This is a genomic window from Pseudomonas sp. Root401 (assembly GCF_001425105.1).
GTDB lineage: Bacteria > Pseudomonadota > Gammaproteobacteria > Pseudomonadales > Pseudomonadaceae > Aquipseudomonas > Aquipseudomonas brassicacearum.
The window spans coordinates 25,821-47,949 of sequence record NZ_LMDO01000009.1 but is presented as its reverse complement, the minus strand read 5'-3'; the positions used below and the strand labels follow the sequence as shown (position 1 = coordinate 47,949).

The following is a 22,129-nucleotide window of genomic DNA, read 5'->3' as shown; positions in this document are numbered from 1 at the left end:
GCCGCGCCCGTTTCTTGCATTACACTGGCCGGCGTACATTCCTTAACCAATCGATGAGATGACCGTGCTCAAAGCACTCAAGAAGATGTTCGGTAAAAGCGAGGCCGAGCAACTCGCGCCTGGCTCCACTGCGCCGACCCACGGCCCGAGCCGTACCGATGCGCAACAACCGCGCCGGGCGGCACCTGTTGCACAGGCAACAAAAGAACCCGTCGCCCAGCCTGTTACGGCCCCCGAGCCCGAGAAACCACGCAACGAAGCCCCCAGGCCACGGCGCGAACGCGCACCGAAACCGCCGGTCGTCGCCTGGAAGCTCGAGGACTTCGTCGTAGAACCCCAGGAAGGCAAGACCCGCTTCCACGATTTCAAGCTCGCCCCGGAACTGATGCATGCCATCCAGGACCTGGGTTTCCCGTATTGCACGCCGATCCAGGCGCAAGTGCTCGGTTACACCCTCGCCGGCAAAGACGCCATCGGTCGCGCCCAGACCGGCACCGGCAAGACCGCCGCGTTCCTGATTTCCATCATCACCCAGCTGCTCCAGACCCCACCGCCCAAGGAACGCTACATGGGCGAGCCACGGGCGCTGATCATCGCGCCGACCCGCGAGCTGGTGGTACAGATCGCCAAGGATGCCGCCGACCTGACCAAGTACACCGGCCTGAACGTCATGACGTTCGTGGGCGGCATGGATTTCGACAAGCAGCTCAAGCACCTCGAAGCCCGCCACTGCGACATCCTGGTCGCCACGCCGGGCCGCCTGCTGGACTTCAACCAGCGCGGCGACGTGCACCTGGACATGGTCGAAGTGATGGTGCTGGACGAAGCCGACCGCATGCTCGACATGGGCTTCATCCCGCAAGTGCGCCAGATCATTCGCCAGACCCCACCGAAAAGCGAACGCCAGACCCTGCTGTTCTCCGCCACCTTCACCGAGGACGTGATGAACCTGGCCAAGCAGTGGACCACCGACCCTGCCATCGTCGAGATCGAAGCCGAGAACGTTGCCAGCGAAAACGTCGAGCAACATATCTACGCAGTCGCCGGGGCCGACAAGTACAAGCTGCTCTACAACCTGGTCAACGACAATGGTTGGGAGCGGGTGATGGTGTTCGCCAACCGCAAGGATGAAGTGCGGCGTATCGAAGAACGCCTGGTGCGCGATGGCGTCAACGCGGCCCAGCTCTCGGGCGACGTGCCGCAGCACAAGCGTATCAAGACCCTCGAAGGTTTCCGTGAAGGCAAGATCCGCGTACTGGTCGCCACTGACGTGGCCGGTCGCGGCATCCACATCGACGGCATCAGCCACGTGATCAACTTCACCCTGCCGGAAGTGCCGGACGACTATGTGCACCGGATTGGCCGTACCGGTCGTGCCGGGGCCGCGGGGGTTTCGATCAGCTTCGCTGGCGAAGATGACTCCTACCAGTTGCCGTCGATTGAGGCGTTGCTGGGGAAAAAGATCAATTGCGAAACTCCGCCGACGCATCTGTTGCGACCGGTCGAGCGCAAGCGCCCTTAGCGTCGAGACGGACGCAGAGCGTCCATTGAGGCATTCCCACGCAGAGCGTGGGAACGATCAGCGCAGCCAAGACAGGCTGCGCTTTTTTTTGCCTGGGGATATTGCTCGATTAAACTATAAGTCCATAATGGACAAATTAGTTTAAAAACAGCTTCCCGGAGCCCCCATGTCCAGCACGCCCTATGTGATGACCCAAGCCCAGGCCCGAGAACTGCTCGGGCAAATCGACGTGCCGCAAATCCTGCGCAAGCTGTTCCGTGATCTCGCCGCCGGGCAAGCGGTGCAGCCGCCTCAGCAACTGGTGGTGTTTCCCCAGGGCGCCGGGGACTTCATCAACTACCTGGGTGTGCTGGCTGAAGACCAGGTCTACGGGGTCAAGACCTCGCCCTACATCGTGCGCGAGCAAGGTCCGCTGGTAACCGCCTGGACCTTGTTGATGTCGATGCAGACCGGCCAGCCGCTGCTACTGTGCGATGCCGCCGAGTTGACCACCGCTCGCACCGCTGCCACCACGGCTGTTGCCGTCGATGCCCTCGCCCCGCACACCGCCCGGCGCCTGGCGGTCATCGGCAGCGGTGCGGTGGCGCGAGCACACGTGCAATACGTCAAGGGCCTGCGGGACTGGCAAGCTATCAGCCTCTATTCGCCAGGCCTGAAGACCAAGTCGGCACAAGCACTTGCCTCCATCACCGACTTGGACCCACGCCTGCACATCGCCGACAGCCTTGAAGCGGCGCTGCACGACGTTGATGTGGTGATGCTCTGCACCTCGTCCGCCAAAGCGGTACTCGACCCGCAGACCCTGGGCAAACCGGCGCTGATCACCTCCATCAGCACCAACGCCCCACGCGCCCATGAAGTCCCCCCTCAAAGCCTCAACGACATGGACGTGTTCTGCGACTATCGTCAGACCACCCCAGGCTCGGCCGGTGAAATGCTGATCGCCGGCGAACAGCATGGCTGGCAGACGTCGAGCATCGTCGGCGATTTGCCTGAATTGCTCAGCGAACACGTGGCGCGTCCCGACTACCAACGCCATGTGTTCTTCCGCTCCATCGGTCTGGGCCTGGAAGATGTTGCGCTGGCGAATGCCCTGTATCGACTTCACAACTGACACCCCCCATTCCCTTGTGGGAGCGAGCTTGCTCGCGATGGCGGTGGGTCAGTCACCTTCAATATCGACTGTCAGGCCGCCTTCGCGAGCAAGCTCGCTCCCACAGGGGTCTTCGAGTTCCCGGGCACATTCTTCGCAGGAGAATTCATGAAACAAGCAGATTTCATCATCATCGGCGGCGGCATTGCCGGTGCATCCACCGGTTACTGGCTCGCCCCCCACGGCCGTGTAATTGTGCTCGAACGCGAATCCCATCCGGCCTACCACTCCACCGGACGCTCGGCGGCGCTGTATACCGCCGCCTACGGTACCCCGCAGGTGCGGGCGCTGACCCAGGCCAGCCGGGATTTTTTCGATGCGCCACCGGCCGGTTTCTGCGAACACCCCTTGCTCACCCCACGGGGCGAAATGACCGTGGACTTCACCGGCGACCCGGCCGAGTTGAACAACCAGTACCTCAGCGCCAAGGCCACGGTGCCGCAGATGCAACTGCTCAGCGCCGACGAGGCCTGTGTGCGGCTGCCGATCCTGCGACGGGACAAGGTCCACGGAGCGATCTACGACCCCACGGCCTGCGACATCGACACCGATGCGCTGCACCAGGGCTATTTGCGCGGTATTCGGCGCAATGGCGGTGAAGTGCACACCGACAGCGAAGTCCAGCAATTGAGCCGCGATGATCAGGGGCTGTGGCAGGTGAAAACCGCCAACCAGACGTTCACGGCACCGGTTCTGATCAATGCTGCCGGCGCATGGGCCGATCACATTGCTGAAATGGCCGGCGCCCGGAAACTGGGGTTGCAGCCCAAGCGGCGCGCAGCGTTCATTTTTGCCGGCCCCGAGGGCGTGGATATCCATGACTGGCCGATGCTGGTGAGCCTGGACGAGTCCTTCTATATGAAGCCCGACGCTGGCATGTTCCTCGGCTCGCCGGCCAATGCCGACCCGGTGGAACCCCACGACGTGCAACCCGAAGAACTCGACATTGCCATGGGCATCTATCAGATCGAAGAAGCCACCACCCTGACCATCCGCCGCCCGACCCGCACCTGGGCCGGCTTGCGCAGTTTCGTGCCCGACGGTGACCTGCTGTCCGGTTTCGATCCGCAGGTGCCCGGACTGTATTGGGTCGCGGCCCAGGGCGGCTACGGCATCCAGACCTCACCGGCCATGGGCCAGGCCAGCGCGGCGCTGGTGCGTGGCGAACCGCTGCCCGAGGCCCTGGCCCGTTTCGGCCTGAACAGCGCCATGCTGTCACCCGGGCGCCTGGGCTGAGCCACCTTGAGGTGACGCATCGCCGCGATTGCGGCACACTCCCCCGCGCCCCTGTTTAACGGGGCGCTGACGCTGCCTGGAGCCCTGTCATGACTGCCTCGCCACCCGATCCGGTGCTGGAAAACTTCCGCACCATCGCCGACGCTATCGCCACGCTGTTCTACCCCCACGCCGAAGTGGTGCTACACGACCTGCGCACCCAGAGAGTCGATTACATCGCCAATAACCTGTCCAAGCGTGAAATTGGCGATGACTCGTCCCTGGAAGACATGCTCAGCGAGGACATCAGCGAACGTAACATCGGGCCCTACGAAAAGCTGAACTGGGACGGACAGAAGATTCGCAGCCTCAGCAGCGTACTGCGCGACGCCGACGGGCATCCCCTGGCGGTGCTGTGCATCAACCTGAATATTTCGCTGTTCGAGAATGCCAAGGCCGCGCTGGATCTGTTCCTGTCGCCGAGCAAGTTGATCCCCCAGCCGGACTCACTGTTTCGCGATGACTGGCAGGAGCGAATCAACACCTTCCTGCATGCCTGGATGCGCGAGCGTCAGTTGAGCCTGAACCTGCTGACCCGCGACCACAAACGCGAGCTGGTGCTGGCGCTGCATGCCGAAGGCGCGTTCAAGGGCAAGAGCGCGTCCAACTACGTGGCCAATGTGCTGAATATGGGGCGGGCGACGGTGTACAAGCATTTGAAGGAATTGAAGGGCTGAGGCTTTGTATTGCCTGGCCTGGCCTCATCGCGAGCAAGCTCGCTCCCACACTGGATCTTTGTAACCAGGTCCCCTGTGGGAGCGAGCTTGCTCGCGATAGCGATTGATCAGTCGCCGTAGATATCCGACTTGAAATACTTGCCCTGGATCTTCTGATACTCCCCATTGGCCCGAATCCCATCGATGGCCTTGTTCAAATCCGCCACCAGTTGGGTATTGCCCTTGCGCACCGCGATACCGGCGCCTTCGCCGACGTATTTGGGGTCCTTGAGCTCGGGGCCGACAAAGGCGTAGCCCTTGCCACGAGGCATCGACAGGAAGTCTTCCAGCGGGATGGTGTCGGCGAAGATCGCGTCGAGGCGACCGGACGCCAGGTCCATGTAGATTTCTTCGTTGTTGCTATAGCGCTTGACGACCACACCCTTGGGTTCGAGGACTTCAGTGGCGTAGCGGTCAGTGGTGGTGGCCCGCTGCACACCGACGGTCTTGCCCTTGAGGCTGGCGTACTGGTCATCGACCACCGCCCCTTCCTTCATGACCAGGCGCGATGAGGTGAAGTAGTACTTGTGGGTAAAATCCACCGATTTCTTGCGCTCTTCGGTGATGGTCATGGACGACAGCGCCAGGTCGATCTTCTTCACCTTGAGCGAAGGAATCAGCCCGTCGAACTCACCTTCGATCCACTCGCACTTGACCTGCATCTGCGCGCACAGGGCATTGCCGATATCGTAGTCGAACCCCTCGATTTTCCCTTCCGAGGTCTTGGAAGCAAACGGCGGATAAGCCGCCTCGATGCCGATGCGCAAGGTTTTCTCAGCGGCGAACAGGCTGCTGGAGGCCAACAGGCTCAAGGCCAGGCCGGTGATGAGGGGGAGTTTCTTCATGATCGATCTCTCGCGGGTTGTTGTTGGTTTGGCAGAGAAAGGCGCGGCAATGACTTTATGTGTACTTATAAATCCATACTGGACTTTAATGTACATATGGTCAATTGGGGAAACAGGGGAAAGTGATGGGAGGCTGCTGACCCCTTCGCGAGCAGGCTCGCTCCCACAAGGATTCTGTGTGCAATGAGATCAAATGTGGGAGCGAGCCTGCTCCGGGCGGCGATCCGACGATAGCGGACTATCAGGTTGCTTACTGCTTCCAGCGATCCGCCGCCGCATGATCACTGTCCCGCCCTTCGACCCAGCGCGGGCCGTCGACGGTGTTTTCCTTCTTCCAGAACGGCGCTCGGGTCTTGAGGTAGTCCATGACAAAGGCGCAGGCGTCGAACGCCGCCTGGCGATGGGCACTGGCGGCACCGACGAAGACGATCGGCTCGCCCGGTTCCAGGGCGCCGATACGGTGCAGCACCTCCAGCTTGAGCAACGGCCAGCGCTGCTCGGCCTCGGTGGCGATCTTGCCCAGGGCCTTTTCGGTCATGCCCGGATAATGCTCCAGGAACATCCCGGACACATCGAGGCCGTCATTGAAGTCACGCACGTAGCCGACAAAACTCACCACCGCCCCCACGCCGACATTGGCCGCGTGCATCGCGTTGACTTCGCCACCTGCGTCGAACGGTTCGACCTGCACACGAATCGCCATGGTTCAGCCTCCGGTCACGGTGGGGAAAAACGCCACTTCGTCGCCGTCCGCCAGCGGCTCGTCGAGCTGGCACAGGTCTTCATTGCGCGCGCACATCAGGTTTTGCTCCTTCAGCACCTCGGCCCCGTCACGCTGGGCAAGCAGCACGCGCACATCGTCGACCGTGGCGAAATCGCCTTCCACCTTTACCGAATCCACGCCAAGCGCTTCACGGTAACGGGCAAAGAACTTCACGATGATCTTCATGACGCATCCGCCTGGAAATGGCCGCTCTTGCCGCCGAGTTTTTCCAACACACGCACGCCTTCGATGGTCATGCCCCGGTCAACGGCCTTGCACATGTCGTAGATAGTCAGTGCGGCGACGCTGGCGGCGGTGAGCGCCTCCATTTCCACGCCGGTCTGCCCTGACAGTTTGCAACGGGCGACGATGCGCACCCGGTCCTCGCCTTCGGCATTGAGCTCGACCTTGACGCTGGTGAGCAGCAGCGGGTGGCAGAGAGGAATCAGGTCACTGGTTTTCTTGGCCGCCTGGATGCCGGCAATGCGTGCGACGGCGAACACATCGCCCTTGGGGTGACCGCCGCTGACGATCATCTGCAGCGTGTCGGGCAACATGCGCACAAAGGCCTCGGCCGTGGCTTCACGGAACGTCACGGCCTTGTCGGTCACGTCGACCATATTGGCGCGACCTTGGGAATCGAGATGAGTCAGCACAGGGTTACTCCTGATCGGGAGTGTCGATTGTAAACCCGTGGGTCAAATTCCGGCAGGCTTGATTGTCGCACCTGCAATTTGCAAAACACCGGAGATCCCCTGTGGGAGCGAGCCTGCTCGCGATAGCCGTGTGTCAGCTAAATATTCTTATCTGATACACCGCTATCGCGAGCAGGCTCGCTCCCACAGGGGTTATGTGGCGCATACAAGAAACCGGGCGACGGTGAGGTCGCCCGGTTTGGCTGGGGTTACAGGTGGGATTCAGCGTATTCGGCCAGGATCGAGCGCGGTACGCCCTGCAGGGTGATGTGGACCCCGTTGGGGAAGTCCTTGAAGCGTTCGGTCAGGTAGGTCAGCCCGGAGCTGGTCGCGGACAGGTAAGGGGTGTCGATCTGCGCCAGGTTACCCAGGCACACCACTTTGGAACCGGCACCGGCACGGGTAATGATGGTTTTCATCTGGTGCGGGGTCAGGTTCTGGCATTCGTCGATCAGGATCAGGCTCTGCTGGAAGCTGCGCCCGCGAATGTAGTTGAGGGATTTGAACTGCAACGGCACTTTGCTGAGGATGTAGTCGACGCTGCCATGGGTGCTTTCGTCATCCATGTGCAAGGCTTCGAGGTTGTCGGTGATCGCCCCCAGCCACGGCTCCATTTTCTCCGCTTCGGTGCCGGGCAGGAAACCGATTTCCTGGTCCAGGCCCTGCACGCTGCGGGTGGCGATGATGCGCCGGTAGCGTTTGCTGACCATGGTCTGCTCGATGGCGGCGGCCAGGGCCAGGATGGTCTTGCCCGAACCGGCGGCGCCGGACAGGTTGACCAGGTGGATATCCGGGTCGAGCAAGGCGAACAGCGCCAGGCTCTGGTAGATGTCACGAGGCTTGAGGCCCCAGGCTTCCTGATGCAGCAAAGGTTCCTGGTGCAGGTCGAGGATCAGCAACTTGTCGACCTGGATTTCCTTGATCCAGCCGACGAAGCCTTGTTCGTCGATGATGAACTCGTTGATGTGCACGGCCGGCAGGTTGTCGATCAACTGCACCTGGTGCCAGGTGCGGCCGTGATCCTGGCGGGTCTCGACCTTGCTCACACGGTCCCAGAAGGAGCCGGTCATGTTGTGGTAGCCATTGGGCAACAGCGAGACGTCGTCGACCAACTGGTCGGTGCTGTAGTCCTCCGCCGCGATCCCGCAGGCGCGGGCCTTGAGGCGCATGTTGATGTCTTTGGTCACCAGCACCACGGCCTGGTCCTTGGTGCGCGCGTGCAGGTCGATCAACTGGTTGATGATGATGTTGTCGTTCAGGTGTTCAGGCAGCACCAGGTTGGGTTCGGTGCGCTTGCTCATCAGGATCGAAAGCAGGCCCTTGGGGCCACTTTTGCCGCGCTGGATCGGCACGCCGAGTTCAACGTCCTCCGGAGAGGCATCACCCAGGGTCTTGTCGATCAGGCGGATCGCCTGCCGGCATTCGGCCGCGACGCTGTGGTGTCCGCTCTTGAGTTTATCCAGCTCCTCAAGCACGGTCATCGGGATGGCAACGTGGTGTTCTTCGAAGTTCAGCAGGGCGTTTGGATCGTGGATCAATACGTTGGTATCGAGTACATAGAGGATTGGCTGGTTGGAGGAAAGGCTACGTCCGTGGTCATCCATACTCGGTCACCTATGTGGGGGCCATTCGACGCAATACCTTGACAGTGCTGCGCCTCGAGGTAGCCACCGAATTCACCCACGACGATTCAGGTGAACTGCACACAATCTGGGTCTTGGAAGACGCCACCTGTGTTGCAGGTTTCGGCGGTCTGTCTTCTTGATACTCCAAAAACCATGACAGGAAAAAGCACTTTGACGCTTTTTTGAAGTTTATTTTTCAGAGTGACGAATAACCCTTGGCGTACCGCCATTGCGCCGTTAAAGTCGGAAGTCCGGTTGTCATGAATGTGCGCCGTTTTTTTCTCTTTCCCCAATGTTTCCGGGCCTTTCAGGTTTCAGCGAAACGCTTCCTGGCAGTCCGCCCAACCGATCCCGCTTTGCGCCGTCTGCGTCATCAACCAGGGCATCGCCGTTTTCACCCCATCCTGCTTGGCATTGAAATTGATCACTCCGTGGCGCCACAACAGCATCAGGGTCAGCACACGCTGGGCGCTTTGCTCAGGCTTGAGCCGATTGTTGCTGTCCTGGGGGTCGATGTCCCACAGCGCCACTTGCAAGCCTTGCTGGCGGAAGAACGCTTGCGCATCGCCACGACGCTGGCCTTGGGGCGGACGGAACAGCGGCACGTAATTTTCGGGCAGCTTGCCCTTGACCAGCTCGACACTGCGCCGGACCGAGTCTTGCCAGTCCTGCCAATAACTGTGGGAGCGGAACTCCCAGCCCTGCACGCCCACGCATTGTCCCGAATACAACGCCTGGAGATTGTTGACCGAGCCCTCTTGCAACCGCGCCTGGATATCCTTGCCCAGCACGAAGAAGGTGCCATTGATGTTCGCCTTGCGCAGGTATTCGGCCAACCACGGGGTGTTGTCCGGCACAACGTTGGCGGCGCTGTCGAAGGTCAGCAGGAACAGGCGGTCGTTCATGTCCTCGCCGTTGCGCTCGTAATCGCCGAAACGTTCGATTTCGCTGCTGGTTTGCGGAAAAAGCGCAGCTTTACGCAACAGCTCGTCGCGATATTGAGTATGAAAAATCTGGCTCGGCGCGGCCCACTTGATGTAGTAGGAGTTGTCATCCAGATGGAACCTGCGCGCCTCTTCGCGCAAGGTCGCCATGTCCTCGACCAGATAACAGAAGGAAGCATCCTGATCGCAGCTGCGTTGGGCAAAGTTGTAGTTGGCCAGCAACCGCTGCCACAGCCGGGTGCGAAGCGCGTCGATCGCAACCATATTGACCGAGCGCAGCCCCAGGTACTGCTTGAGCGCGATGTCGTCCATGGCATCGACGTCCAGCAGGACCCGGGCGAACATCAGGATCTCGGCCCGCGAGGCCACGTCGAACAGCGTCGGGCTGGTGAGTTGTTCCGGCCAGGTGCTGCGGTCCAGGGTGGCGACGTCGTTGGGCGCGGCAATGGCGCCCAGGCTCAACAGCCAGGCCGATAACAGAAGGGCGATACGCAAAAGGGATGTCTCCATAACGAAACCCGCGCGGCATCATAGCCGATCCTGGCGCAATACCCTTGTGGTCAGCGGACTTGGGGAGCAGACCTGTGGGAGCAAAGCTTGCTCGCGATGCAGTCGACAAGGTCCATCTGCAAGATTGCGTCATCGTTCATCGCGAGCAAGCTTTGCTCCCACGGACTTTGCTCCCACAGCGCCTCACCACAAATGCCCGTCAATACTCGCCCATCCATCAGCTATCACCCCAATAGCTGGAGTCCACCCGGCCAACCCCCTAGAATCGCCACACCTTAAAGGAGACGATTGCATGCTGATGGTGATTTCCCCCGCCAAGACCCTCGATTACGAAACACCGCCGGCCACCGAGCGTTTTACCCAGCCGCAGTACCTGGATCATTCCCAGGAACTGATCGAGCAATTGCGCGAACTTTCGCCAGCACAGATCAGCGAGCTGATGCATGTCTCCGACAAGATCGGCGGCCTCAATGCCGCGCGATTTGGCAGTTGGACACCGGCGTTCACCCCGGCCAATGCCAAGCAGGCACTGCTGGCCTTCAAGGGCGACGTGTACACGGGCCTCGATGCGCAAAGCTTTGGCGACGCCGACTTCGACTACGCCCAGCAACGCCTGCGCATGCTCTCTGGCCTCTATGGCCTGCTGCGGCCACTGGACCTGATGCAACCCTATCGCCTGGAAATGGGCACGAAGCTGGCCAATGCCCGGGGCAAGGACCTTTATGCTTTCTGGGGCACGCGCATCAGCGAATGGCTGAACGAAGCCCTCGCCGACCAGGGCGACGACGTACTGCTGAACCTGGCTTCCAATGAATACTTCTCGGCGGTCAAGCGCAGCGCACTGAAAGCGCGCGTCATCGATACCGAATTCCGCGACCTGAAAAATGGCCAGTACAAAATCATCAGCTTCTACGCCAAGAAAGCCCGGGGCCTGATGAGTCGTTTCGTGATTCAGGAACGGATCAACGACCCTGCGGCACTCAGCCAATTCGATGTACAGGGCTACCGCTTCAACGCCCAACAGTCGAGCCGGGACAAACTGGTTTTCCTGCGCGATCACGCCCCCGAATAAGGCATAACCCTATACCGCCCCCTGATCGGGGGCTTCGATCATCTGCCTATTTGTCAGCTTAGTTCATCGCCCACTTCGCCAGTTTCATGGCGCCAATAAATCGCCCCACCCCTGCGCTAACTTTTCTTTCACTCGACATTCGTCAGTTTTTTGAGTAGTGGCACCGATTTTTTTCATCGGTAGTGGCACAAAACTATCTACCCCTTCTAACTCCCCATTAATAAAGGGCGAAACGGTAAGTGCCATCATATTGAGGCCAGTGCCATCTTCGATAATATTTCGAAAAATTTCGAAAATCACGATGAGCGGATCGGAACTATGTGAAATTGCATGGCTCATACCATCCGTAACGATTCTCGGCGAGCGTGTACGAGATAACTTACAAAGGACGACGAACGGATTAACCAAGTTGTCACGACAACTTAGTGAAACCGTCGTCTAATTGGATCCACCCTTAAAGGATGGGAGATAAAGCACCATTACTATCCCCTACAAGGCCAAGGCTGCGCCCCTATAACGTGCTCACCCGAGCACACAAGCTTTTGATTTTGTGGGCTTTTTGCCAGGGATCAAAAGTGAAGGACCTTTGCACGAGCGTTCCCGATAACGAGGACTGGCTGCATAACAGGGCAGGTCATAACAACTAGGCCACATTGCGCACAACTTGAGTGCATTTATTTAGACACTCGGAACTTAGTATGCCTGCACACGGCATTGTGGCGCCTGCATTCCACACTTCCGAGTGCACTATGACCGCTGAACACTATTAACTCCGGCCATTTAATGGCGTGAAAAACAGAGGGAAATGCGATGCGCATTAGCATATTTGGTTTGGGTTACGTCGGTGCAGTATGTGCCGGTTGCCTGTCTGCACGGGGCCATGATGTAGTTGGCGTAGATGTCGCCAAAGACAAAATCGACATGATCAACGCTGGCAAATCGCCAATCGTTGAACCGGGTCTTGGCGAGCTATTGGCGCAAGGCATTCAAACAGGTCGACTGCGTGGTACCACCAACTTCGCCGAAGCCATTCGCGATACCGACCTGTCGATGATTTGTGTCGGTACACCGAGCAAAAAGAACGGCGACCTGGAACTGAACTACATCGAAGCCGTGTGCCGCGAGATCGGTTTTGTCCTGCGTGACAAGACCACCCGCCACACCATCGTGGTTCGTAGCACCGTATTGCCGGGCACTGTGGCAAACGTCGTCATCCCAATCCTGGAAGATTGCTCCGGCAAGAAAGCCGGCGTCGATTTCGGTGTCGCAGTCAACCCTGAATTCCTGCGCGAAAGCACCGCGATCAAAGACTACGACCAGCCGCCGATGACCGTTATCGGTGAATTCGACAAAGCCTCTGGCGACGTTCTGCAATCGCTGTACGAAGAGCTCGACGCGCCGATCATCCGCAAGGACATCGCCGTTGCCGAGATGATCAAGTACACCTGCAACGTGTGGCACGCCACCAAGGTGACCTTCGCCAACGAGATCGGCAACATCGCCAAGGCCGTCGGCGTCGATGGCCGTGAAGTGATGGACGTGGTCTGCCAGGACAAGACCCTGAACCTGTCCCAGTACTACATGCGCCCAGGCTTCGCCTTCGGCGGCTCCTGCCTGCCCAAGGACGTTCGCGCCCTGACCTACCGTGCCGGTTCCCTGGACGTGGAAGCGCCGCTGCTCAACTCGCTGATGCGCAGCAACGAATCCCAGGTGCAGAACGCCTTCGACATCGTTTCCAGCCACGACAAGCGCAAAGTCGCCCTGCTGGGCCTGAGCTTCAAGGCCGGTACCGACGACCTGCGTGAAAGCCCACTGGTAGAACTGGCGGAAATGCTGATCGGCAAGGGTTTCGACCTGAAGATCTACGACAGCAACGTCGAATACGCCCGCGTCCACGGTGCGAACAAGGATTACATCGAGTCGAAGATCCCTCACGTCTCGTCCTTGCTCAACGCCGACTTCGACTCGGTGATCGACAGCTCCGACATCATCATCCTGGGCAACCGCGATGAGAAGTTCCGCGCGCTGACCGAGAACGTACCGGAAGGCAAGCAGGTCATCGACCTGGTCGGCTTCATGTCCAAGGCCACCAACCCGAGTGGCCGGACCGAAGGCATCTGCTGGTAAGGCAGCCGCAAGCTTCAAGCGTCAAGCCTCAAGCTAAAGCTCATTCGCTTGAGCTTAGGTTTGTGCTTGAAGCTTGAAGCTTGAAGCTTGCAACTGACTTTAGGATACCGATTATGCACAGGCTAAAGCACGGCCTGCTTCAGGCCGCCGGTTGGCTGTTTTACTTGAGTTTATTGATGGGCATCGCCATGGCGCTGCCCACGTCCACGTTCGACTCCGAATCCAAGGACTTCATCTTCCTGATCGGCGCCGTGGGCATCTGGCGTTACTCCATGGGAGCAACGCATTTCGTGCGCGGCATGATCTTCCTGTACATCGTCTACCCGCACCTGCGCCGCAAGGTACGCAAGCTGGGCAAGGCGGCGGATCCGTCCCATGTGTACCTGATGGTCACCAGCTTCCGGATCGATGCGCTGACCACCGCCCAGGTGTATGGCTCGGTGATTCGCGAGGCCATCGAATGCGGGCTGCCCACCACCGTGGTCTGCTCCATCGTGGAAATGTCCGACGAACTGCTGGTCAAGAGCCTCTGGGCCCGCATGAACCCGCCAGCACGGGTCAAGCTGGACTTCGTGCGTATTCCTGGCACCGGCAAGCGTGACGGCCTGGCCTACGGTTTCCGCGCCATCTCCCGCCACTTGCCGGACGACCGCGCCGTAGTGGCGGTGATCGACGGCGACACCGTGCTCGCCGAAGGCGTCGTGCGCAAGACCGTGCCGTGGTTCCAGCTGTTCGGCAACGTCGGCGGCCTGACCACCAACGAGTTCTGCGAAGTACGCGGCGGCTACATCATGAGCGAATGGCACAAGCTGCGTTTCGCCCAGCGTCACATCAACATGTGCTCCATGGCCTTGTCCAAGCGCGTGCTGACCATGACCGGCCGCATGTCGGTGTTCCGCGCCACCGTGGTCACCAACCCGGACTTCATCGCCGACGTGGAAAGCGACTCGCTGCAACACTGGCGCCTGGGTCGCTTCAAGTTCCTGACCGGCGATGACAAGTCGAGCTGGTTCAGCCTGATGCGCCTGGGCTACGACACGTTCTATGTGCCCGATGCGGCGATCAACACCGTTGAACACCCGCCGGAGAAAAGTTTCATCAAGGCCAGTCGCAAACTGATGTTCCGCTGGTACGGCAACAACCTGCGGCAGAACTCCCGGGCACTGGGCCTGGGTCTGCGCCGTCTGGGCCTGTTCACCTCGGTGGTGCTGTTCGACCAGCGTGTGTCGATGTGGACCTCGCTGCTGGGCCTGACGGTGGCACTGATCGCCAGCTTCAAGTACGGCACCGCGTTCATCCTGGTGTACCTGCTGTGGATCGGCATCACGCGGTTGCTGCTGACCCTGTTGCTGTCGTGCTCCGGACACCGGATCGGCCCGGCCTACCCGGCGATTCTCTATTACAACCAGATCGTCGGTGCCCTGGTGAAGATCTACGTGTTCTTCCGCCTCGATCAACAGTCCTGGACCCGCCAGCCCACCCACCTGACCCGTGATCTCGCCAGCTTTCAACGTTGGTTCAACACTTGGTCGTCTCGGACCATGACCTTCTCCGCCGGCAGCATTTTTGTCGCCGTGCTGCTGACGATGGTCTGACCGGACTTGAATGAATTAACTAGGAAATCGCCCCTATGAACACCGCCGTGAATGTCAACGTAGTGCATGAATCCGAAGCCCAGCGCCAACACGCCAGGGTCAAAATCCCGGCCAAGCTGCGCTTCTTCGGTCCTGACCGTACGCCGATGGAAGTCAAGGTCCTGGACCTGTCCGCCGGCGGCCTGAGCTTCAACGCCGGCCAGATGCCCCTCAAGACCGGGGAGTCCTACAAAGGTCGCCTGCAGTTCGTCATCGACAACCTTGGCCTGGCCATGGACGTGGAATTGCAGATCCGTTCCTACGACCGCCAGACCGGCCGCACCGGTTGCCAGTTCCAGAACCTGGAGCCTCGGGACATCTCGACACTGCGTCACATCATCACCTCGCACCTGGCCGGCGACATCGTCGGTGTCGGCGATGTGCTGGCGACCCTGCAGCGCGATAACTTCACCAAGGCTCGCAAGCAGAAAGACGAAAACGGTGGCATGAGTGCCTTGGGTCGCCTGCGCGCCGTGACCTTCAGCCTGGGGGTCTTTATCGTTGGCCTGGCGGCGTTCGGTTTCATCTTCAAGTCGGTGTACGGCATGTACTTCGTCAGCCACGCCCAGGCAGGGCTGGTGAACGTACCGGGCATGGCCATCACCATGCCGCGTGACGGCACCGTGCAGAGCCTGGTCAAGGCCGACGGCGTGGCCGCCAAGGGCGCCCCGCTGGCGACCTTCAGCACCAGCATGCTCGACGTGCTCAAGGGTCACCTGGACGACAACCAGTTGCAGCCGGCCAAGGTCGAGGAACTGTTCGGCAAGCAAATGACCGGCACCCTGACGTCTCCGTGCGACTGCATCGTGACCCAGCAGTTGGTGTCCGATGGTCAGTACGCCAGCAAGGGCGACGTGATCTTCCAACTGGTCCCACGGGGCACCGAGGCCAACGTCGAAGCGCGTTTCTCCTATCGCCAGTTCGGCGACGTGCGCCCAGGCACTGCGGTCAGCTTCCAGGTCGCCGGCGAAGACACCACCCGTACCGGCAAGATCGTCAGCAGCACCAGCCTGAAAAGTGCCGACCTGTCCTCCGATATCCGTGTGTTGATCCAGCCTGACGAACCCCTGGACAGCTCGCTGGCCGGTCGTCCGGTAGAAGTCACCAGCGACCGTGGCCCGAACCTGAACTGGCTGATCGACAAAGCCATGGCCGTCGGTATTTAAGTCGAGGATATGCCCGTGACCATTATAAAAATCCTGAACACCCCACAGACCCTGTGGGAGCGAGCTTGCTCGCGAAAGGATCCACGCGGTCAGGATGCTATGCCGCAAACTCGTTCCCACATGGGAACACTGTGTGCCCTGGCACTGGCCGTCAGCCTGGCCGGTTGTGCCGGCCTGCCCGATCAACGCCTGGCCAACGAAGCCCTCAAGCGCGGCGACACGGCGCTGGCGCAGCAGAACTATCAGCAACTGGCCGACCTGGGCTACAGCGAAGCCCAGGTCGGTCTGGCCGATATCCAGGTGGACAGCCACGACCCCGAGCAGATGAAAAAAGCCGAGGCGACTTACCGCGCCGCCGCCGATATCTCGCCACGAGCCCAGGCTCGCCTGGGTCGCCTGCTGGTGGCCAAGCCCGGTTCCACTGAAGCGGAAAAACACGAAGCCGAAGGCCTGTTGAAGAAAGCCTTCGCCAACGGAGAAGGCAACACCCTGATCCCGCTGGCGATGCTGTACCTGCAATATCCCCACAGCTTCCCGAACGTCAACGCCCAGCAGCAGATCAGCCAATGGCGCAGCGCCGGCTACCCGGAAGCGGGTCTGGCGCAGATTCTGCTCTACCGCACCCAGGGTACCTACGACCAGCACTTGGACGAAGTCGAGAAAGTCTGCAAGGCCGCGCTGGCCACTACCGACATCTGCTACGTCGAACTGGCCACGGTCTATCAGAAACGCGGCCAGCCGGAACAGCAGGCCGCGTTGCTCAAGCAGATGCAGGACGGCCATGCCCGTGGCGTCGTATCCGCCCAGCGCGTGGACAGCGTCGCCCGTGTCCTTTCCGATGCCAGCCTGGGCAAGACCGATGAAAAGACCGCCCAGTCGTTGCTCGAAGGCATCGCCCCTGGCTACCCCGCTGCCTGGGTCAGCCTGGCGCAACTGCTCTACGACTTCCCGGAACTGGGTGACGTCGACAAGATGATGCAGTACCTGGAAAACGGCCGCGCCGCCGACCAGTCTCGTGCCGAACTGTTGCTGGGCAAGCTTTACTACGAAGGCAAGTGGGTCCCGGCCGATGCCAAGGTCGCCGAGGCGCATTTCCAGAAAGCCGTTGGCCGCGAAGTGGCCGCCGACTACTACCTCGGCCAGATCTATCGCCGCGGTTACCTGGGCCAGGTCTACTCGCAAAAAGCCCTGGACCACCTGCTCAAGGCCGCTCGCAACGGCCAGAACAGCGCCGACTACGCCATTGCCCAGTTGTTCTCCCAGGGCAAGGGCACCAAGCCCAACCCGGTCAACGCCTATGTGTTCAGCCAGTTGGCCAAGGCGCAGAACACCCCGCAAGCCAACGAGCTTGCCCAGACCCTCGAAGCACAATTACCGCCGCAGCAACTTGCACAAGCGCAACGCCTGCTACAACAAGAGCAGGCCATTCGCGGCTCGATGAGCCCCGATACGCTGGAACTGCAAGCCCTAAAAGAAGATGACGGCGAGGAACCTCTATGAAGCCTTTGAAGCTCAATCCTTTTGTGCAGGCCGGAATTGGCCTGACGTGCGCCCTGCTGTGGTCCTGTCCGACCCTGGCGGCCCTGACTGACACCAAGAACTTCGGCCTGGAAGTGAAGGTCACCGGCCAGTCCGAAGACGACCGTGACCTCGGCACCCAGAGCGGTGGCGACGTCAACGGTGTCGGCCTGGACCTGCGTCCATGGGTCTATGGTGAAAGCGAAAGCGGTGCCTGGAGCGCCTACGCCATGGCCCAGGCCGTGACGTCCAGCGACATCATCGAGACCGACACCCTGCAGCAGTCCGATGGCAGCACCCAGCAAACCGACAGCGGTGATCGCGAAGCCAAGAAAAGCTACCTGGCCATGCGCGAGTTCTGGATTGGCTACCGTGGCCTGACCCCTTACCCGGGCGAGCAGTTGAAGTTCGGTCGCCAGCGCCTGCGCAACGACGACGGCCAATGGCGCGACACCAACATCGAAGCCCTGAACTGGACCTTCGACACCACCTTGCTGCGGGCCAACCTCGGCGTGGCCGAACGGTTCAGCGAATACCGCACCGACCTCAAGGAATTGTCCCCCAAGGACAAGGACCGCCTGCACGTCTATGGCGACGTGGGCTACCAGTGGATGCCAGGCCAGTGGGCCGGGATCCGTGCCCACCACTCCCATGACAGCGGCAGCCTCGACTACCCCACCCCGGGTGAAGCCACCGACACCCTGGACAAGACCGAGAACGGTGACTTGACCTGGCTCGGCCTGGAAGCCAACAGCGACGCCTACAACTGGCGCAACACCAACACCGTCAACTACTGGGCCAGCCTCACCGGCATGACGGGCGACCGTGACACGGTCAATCCGCTCAACGCCGACGGCACGCGCCCAACAGAAGCCAAGCACAGCGATGACGTCGACGGCTGGGCCACCGACCTGGGTATCCGCCTGCGTCTGGACCCGCAATGGCAAGTCGGTGCGGCCTATGCCCGCGCCAGCGAGGACTACGAACAGAACGGCCTGCAAAGCAACCGCTCGAACTTCACCGGCACGCGCTCGCGCGTGCACCGTTTCGGCGAAGCGTTCCGTGGCGAAATGGCCAACACCCAGAGCGCCAGCCTGTTCGGTTCCTGGCAACTGCGTGACGAATACGACGCCAGCCTTGTGTACCACAAGTTCTGGCGCGTGGACGGCAACAAGCCAGTGGGCAGCAACGGTATCAACGCCGTGGAGAACAACACCGATGACGTGACCGGCGCAATCCTGTCCACCTCGACCCTGCCGCTGCGTGATGGCGACAAGGACCTGGGCCAGGAAGTCGATCTGGTCGTCACCAAGTACTTCAAGCAAGGCCTGCTACCGGCCGCGCTGAGTCAATCCATTGATGAGCCGTCGGCGCTGGTGCGTTTTCGTGGCGGCGTGTTCAAGCCAGGCGACGCCTACGGCAAAGAGGTCGATTCGTACATGCATCGCGCCTTTGTCGACGTGATCTGGCGCTTCTGATGCGAATGGCCATGGGAGTGCCCGAAATGAACCGCTACCTCAGGAACAGCCAGGCGATGAAAGGTTCGATCAGCCTGTTGGTCGCAGCGATGCTGCTGGCCGGCTCGCCGGCGTTCGCCAACGTTGAACCGGTGGTCAAGCCGGGCAACGTGGTCAAAGGTCTGCAACAAGCCAAGACCTACACCGTCAGCAGCGCGCCGACCGCACCACTGGAGCTGGCTGCGCCGACCCTGCCCGACCTCAAAGGCTATACGGCCGAAGCGGTCGCGGCCAAGATCGTGCGCAGCAAGCCCGGCAAGATCAGCGTGCGGCGGATGATGCAGGAAAACGCCTTGAAGGACTTCATCGGCGGTGACAACAAGATGGCCGAGTGGGTCGTGCGTCAGCACGGCATCCCACAGGCCATCTTCGTCGACGATGGCTACATGAACCTCAAGGACCTGGCCAAGAAGGTGCCCAAGTACGTCATCGAAACTTCGCCAGGTGTCTACCTGGCGAAGATTCCGATCGTGGTCGGCCAGAAAGGCATCCTGGAAATCGACAAACAGACCCAGGAACTGCGCCTGTCCCAGGAAGGCGGCGCGTTCCTGGTCAACGATGGCCGGATGTTCATCCGCGACACCAAGGTCACCGGCTGGCGCGAAAAGGAAAACGGCCCTGCCACATTCCGCTCGCCCAAGGAATTTCGTCCGTTCCTGCTGTCCTGGGGCGGCACCGAGACCTACATCGTCAACACCAGGATGGCGAGCTTCGGCTACGCCAACAGTAAGTCGTACGGGGTGAGTATTTCCCAGTACACGCCGAACATGGCCAAGGTCCTCAAACGCCCGGAACCGACCGGCTGGATCATCGGTTCCGAGTTCTCGGACATGTGGTACGGCTTCTACTGCTATGAAACCAACGACTTCGTGGTCAAGGGCAATACCTACAAAGACAACATCGTCTACGGCATCGACCCCCATGACCGCTCCCATCGGCTGATCATTGCCGACAACACCGTCTACGGGACCAAGAAAAAGCACGGGATCATTATTTCCCGTGAGGTCAACGACAGCTTCATTTTCAACAACCGCAGCTATGACAACAAACTCTCGGGCCTGGTGATCGACCGTAACAGCGTGAACAACCTGATCGCCTACAACGAGATCTACAAGAACCACACCGACGGCATCACGCTCTACGAGAGTGGTGACAACCTGTTGTGGGGCAACAAAGTGATCAGCAATCGCCGCCACGGCATCCGCATTCGTAACAGCGTGAACATCCGCCTCTACGAAAACGTGTCCATGGCCAACGGCCTGACCGGTCTCTACGGCCACATCAAAGACCTGTCCGACACCGACCGGGACATCAAGCTCGACCCGTTCGACGCCCAGGTTTCGCTGATCGTGGTCGGCGGCGAACTGGCTGCCAACGGCAGTGGCCCGCTGTCCATCGATTCGCCGTTGAGCGTCGAGCTGTACCGCGTGTCCATGCTCGCACCGACCAAATCCAGCGGCATCAGCTTCTCGGGAATCCTCGGCGAGCGCCAGGATGAAATTCTCGACCTGCTGGTGCGCCAGCAGAAAGCCGTGCTGATCGACCCTGTCGAACGCCAGACCGAAATGCGGGACTGAGGATGACCTTTATGAACCCAAAGATGATCAAACTCCTGGGCCTGTCCGCCCTGACTGCCGGCATTCTCGCCGCCGCAAGCGGCGCTCGCGCCGATGAAATCAAGGCACCAAGCTTCACCGCCGAACCGTGCTGCAACCTGTGCCCTGCAGCCCACGACGCGAAGAACTACACCACGCGCTACCAACAGAACTTCACCACGCTGGTGCAGGCCCAGGGCGACTGGTTGTTCCGGACCCAGGAAGACCTGCGTACCGAATTCAACACCACCCCGGCCGGCTACAAACGCCTGCAGCAGTTGCACGATGCGTTCAAGGCAAAAGGCGTCGAGCTGGTGCTCGTCTACCAGCCGACCCGAGGCCTGGTGAACCGCAACAAGCTCAATCCGCAGGAGAAGGCCAGCTTCAACTTTGACAAGGCCCTGACCAACTACAAATCCATGCTCGACCGTTTCGCCCAGATGGGTTACGTGGTGCCGGACCTGTCGCCGCTGACCAACGAAAACCTGCCCGAAACCCTGCCCGCCCACGATTTCTATTTCCGTGGCGACCAGCACTGGACACCATACGGCGCCCAGCGCACGGCCAAGATCGTCGCCGAGAAGGTCAAGCAGCTCCCGGCCTTCGCCGACATCCCCAAGCGTGAGTTCGAGACCAAGAAGTCCGGCCGCATGGGCAAGACCGGCACCCTGCACAACATGGCCGGGCAGCTGTGCGGCACCAGCTATGCGATCCAGTACATGGACCAGTTCACCACCGAGCCTAAGGGCGAGGCTGGCGACGGCGACCTGTTCAGCGATTCCGGCAACCCGCAGATCACCCTCGTGGGCACCAGTCACAGCGGCAAGAACTACAACTTCGCCGGTTTCCTGGAAGAGGCCATCGGCGCCGACATCCTCAACGTAGCCTTCCCCGGCGGCGGTTTCGAGGGCGCGATGATCCAGTACCTGGGCAGCGAAGAGTTCCAGAAGAACCCGCCGAAAATCCTCATCTGGGAATTCTCGCCGCTGTATCGCCTGGACCAGGAAACCATCTATCGCCAGATGATGGCGCTGCTGGACAACAACGGTTGCGAAGGCAAGCCGGCGCTCATGAGCAGCAAGACCGCGCTCAAGCCGGGCAAGAACGAATTGATGGTCAATAGCAAGAACATGGATCTGCGTAACGGCAGCCACCAGGTCGACATCCGCTTCGCCGACACCTCGGTGAAAACCTTGCAAGCCACCCTCTGGTACATGAATGGGCGCCACGAGGATATCAAGATCGAAAAACCGGATACCTCCGAAACCGACGGACGTTTCGCCTTCCAGTTGCGCACCGACGAGGACTGGGCTTCGCAGAACCTTCTGGCTGTTGAAGTCCAGGGCCCCGAAGCCGGTAAAGAGCCGCAGCAGATCGAAGCGAAAATCTGCAAACGCAACGCATCTCCGCAAGCCGAACAAACGGCTCAAATCGGACAATGAGGTCTCGTCT

Annotated in this window: 20 protein-coding genes; 12 read left to right on the top strand and 8 right to left on the bottom strand. The window is 60.4% G+C overall.

Going from position 1 to position 22,129, the window contains the following annotated elements:
* The first annotated feature begins 58 nt into the window (after positions 1–58).
* From rhlB to ASC85_RS08450, 4 genes are all read left to right on the top strand, one after another.
* Entirely contained in the window at positions 59–1,522 is a 1,464-nt protein-coding gene (gene rhlB / locus ASC85_RS08465; RefSeq protein WP_057448977.1) for an ATP-dependent RNA helicase RhlB, read from the top strand.
* 166 nt (positions 1,523–1,688) lie between these two features.
* Positions 1,689–2,636 (top strand): ornithine cyclodeaminase family protein, encoded by a 948-nt coding sequence (locus tag ASC85_RS08460; RefSeq protein ID WP_057448976.1) that lies wholly within the window; start codon positions 1,689–1,691, stop codon positions 2,634–2,636.
* A 147-nt stretch (positions 2,637–2,783) separates the two neighbouring features.
* Entirely contained in the window at positions 2,784–3,911 is a 1,128-nt protein-coding gene (locus ASC85_RS08455; RefSeq protein ID WP_057448975.1) for an NAD(P)/FAD-dependent oxidoreductase, read from the top strand.
* A gap of 89 nt (positions 3,912–4,000) precedes the next feature.
* Positions 4,001–4,627, top strand: a complete 627-nt coding sequence (locus tag ASC85_RS08450; RefSeq protein ID WP_057448974.1) for a helix-turn-helix transcriptional regulator — start codon at positions 4,001–4,003, stop codon at positions 4,625–4,627.
* Between the two features lie 107 nt (positions 4,628–4,734).
* Here the strand turns inward: ASC85_RS08450 and ASC85_RS08445 are convergent, their stop codons facing one another.
* The 7 genes from ASC85_RS08445 to ASC85_RS08420 all read right to left on the bottom strand — a co-directional run bounded on the left by ASC85_RS08445 (position 4,735) and on the right by ASC85_RS08420 (position 10,033).
* Positions 4,735–5,511 (bottom strand): ABC transporter substrate-binding protein, encoded by a 777-nt coding sequence (locus tag ASC85_RS08445; RefSeq protein WP_014340031.1) that lies wholly within the window; start codon positions 5,509–5,511, stop codon positions 4,735–4,737.
* A gap of 250 nt (positions 5,512–5,761) precedes the next feature.
* A complete protein-coding gene (moaE, locus tag ASC85_RS08440) occupies positions 5,762–6,214 on the bottom strand; it encodes a molybdopterin synthase catalytic subunit MoaE (RefSeq protein ID WP_003205309.1) in 453 nt (150 codons plus the stop codon).
* A 3-nt stretch (positions 6,215–6,217) separates the two neighbouring features.
* Positions 6,218–6,460: a MoaD/ThiS family protein gene (locus tag ASC85_RS08435; protein WP_057448973.1), complete on the bottom strand. Its 243-nt coding sequence runs from the start codon at positions 6,458–6,460 to the stop codon at positions 6,218–6,220.
* Complete coding sequence (gene moaC, locus ASC85_RS08430) at positions 6,457–6,930, bottom strand: cyclic pyranopterin monophosphate synthase MoaC (RefSeq protein ID WP_003205311.1); 474 nt, start codon at positions 6,928–6,930, stop codon at positions 6,457–6,459. Before moaC ends, ASC85_RS08435 begins: the two co-directional genes overlap by 4 nt.
* Positions 6,931–7,178: 248 nt before the next feature.
* A complete protein-coding gene (locus ASC85_RS08425; protein WP_057448972.1) occupies positions 7,179–8,573 on the bottom strand; it encodes a PhoH family protein in 1,395 nt (464 codons plus the stop codon).
* An 86-nt stretch (positions 8,574–8,659) separates the two neighbouring features.
* Complete coding sequence (locus ASC85_RS32080; protein ID WP_156395624.1) at positions 8,660–8,887, bottom strand: hypothetical protein; 228 nt, start codon at positions 8,885–8,887, stop codon at positions 8,660–8,662.
* A 21-nt stretch (positions 8,888–8,908) separates the two neighbouring features.
* Positions 8,909–10,033 carry a polysaccharide deacetylase family protein gene (locus ASC85_RS08420; protein ID WP_057448971.1) on the bottom strand — a complete coding sequence of 375 codons (1,125 nt, stop codon included), beginning with the start codon at positions 10,031–10,033 and terminating at the stop codon, positions 8,909–8,911.
* Positions 10,034–10,340: 307 nt separating this feature from the next.
* On the opposite strand from ASC85_RS08420, the gene yaaA reads away from it, so the two are divergent.
* Positions 10,341–11,120, top strand: a complete 780-nt coding sequence (gene yaaA / locus ASC85_RS08415) for a peroxide stress protein YaaA (protein ID WP_057448970.1) — start codon at positions 10,341–10,343, stop codon at positions 11,118–11,120.
* Positions 11,121–11,204: 84 nt separating this feature from the next.
* On the opposite strand, the gene ASC85_RS32075 is transcribed toward yaaA, so the two are convergent.
* Positions 11,205–11,459, bottom strand: coding sequence for a hypothetical protein (locus tag ASC85_RS32075; protein WP_145902477.1), 255 nt, complete (start codon positions 11,457–11,459; stop codon positions 11,205–11,207).
* Positions 11,460–11,930: 471 nt separating this feature from the next.
* On the opposite strand from ASC85_RS32075, the gene ASC85_RS08410 reads away from it, so the two are divergent.
* From ASC85_RS08410 to ASC85_RS08380, 7 genes are all read left to right on the top strand, one after another.
* Positions 11,931–13,247, top strand: a complete 1,317-nt coding sequence (locus ASC85_RS08410) for a nucleotide sugar dehydrogenase (RefSeq protein WP_057448969.1) — start codon at positions 11,931–11,933, stop codon at positions 13,245–13,247.
* Positions 13,248–13,360: 113 nt separating this feature from the next.
* Entirely contained in the window at positions 13,361–14,842 is a 1,482-nt protein-coding gene (gene alg8 / locus ASC85_RS08405; RefSeq protein ID WP_057448968.1) for a mannuronan synthase, read from the top strand.
* 35 nt (positions 14,843–14,877) lie between these two features.
* The gene (locus ASC85_RS08400; protein ID WP_057448967.1) at positions 14,878–16,047 is read left to right on the top strand and encodes an alginate biosynthesis protein Alg44; all 1,170 of its coding nucleotides are present in this window, start codon (positions 14,878–14,880) and stop codon (positions 16,045–16,047) included.
* A gap of 9 nt (positions 16,048–16,056) precedes the next feature.
* On the top strand, positions 16,057–17,547 hold the full coding sequence (algK, locus tag ASC85_RS08395; RefSeq protein ID WP_057448966.1) for an alginate biosynthesis TPR repeat lipoprotein AlgK: 1,491 nt from the start codon (positions 16,057–16,059) through the stop codon (positions 17,545–17,547).
* A 5-nt stretch (positions 17,548–17,552) separates the two neighbouring features.
* Positions 17,553–19,043: an alginate export family protein gene (locus tag ASC85_RS08390; protein WP_057449033.1), complete on the top strand. Its 1,491-nt coding sequence runs from the start codon at positions 17,553–17,555 to the stop codon at positions 19,041–19,043.
* 26 nt (positions 19,044–19,069) lie between these two features.
* Positions 19,070–20,659: a mannuronan 5-epimerase AlgG gene (gene algG / locus ASC85_RS08385; protein WP_057449032.1), complete on the top strand. Its 1,590-nt coding sequence runs from the start codon at positions 19,070–19,072 to the stop codon at positions 20,657–20,659.
* An 11-nt stretch (positions 20,660–20,670) separates the two neighbouring features.
* Positions 20,671–22,119 carry an alginate O-acetyltransferase gene (locus tag ASC85_RS08380; RefSeq protein WP_057448965.1) on the top strand — a complete coding sequence of 483 codons (1,449 nt, stop codon included), beginning with the start codon at positions 20,671–20,673 and terminating at the stop codon, positions 22,117–22,119.
* Positions 22,120–22,129: the final 10 nt, after the last annotated feature.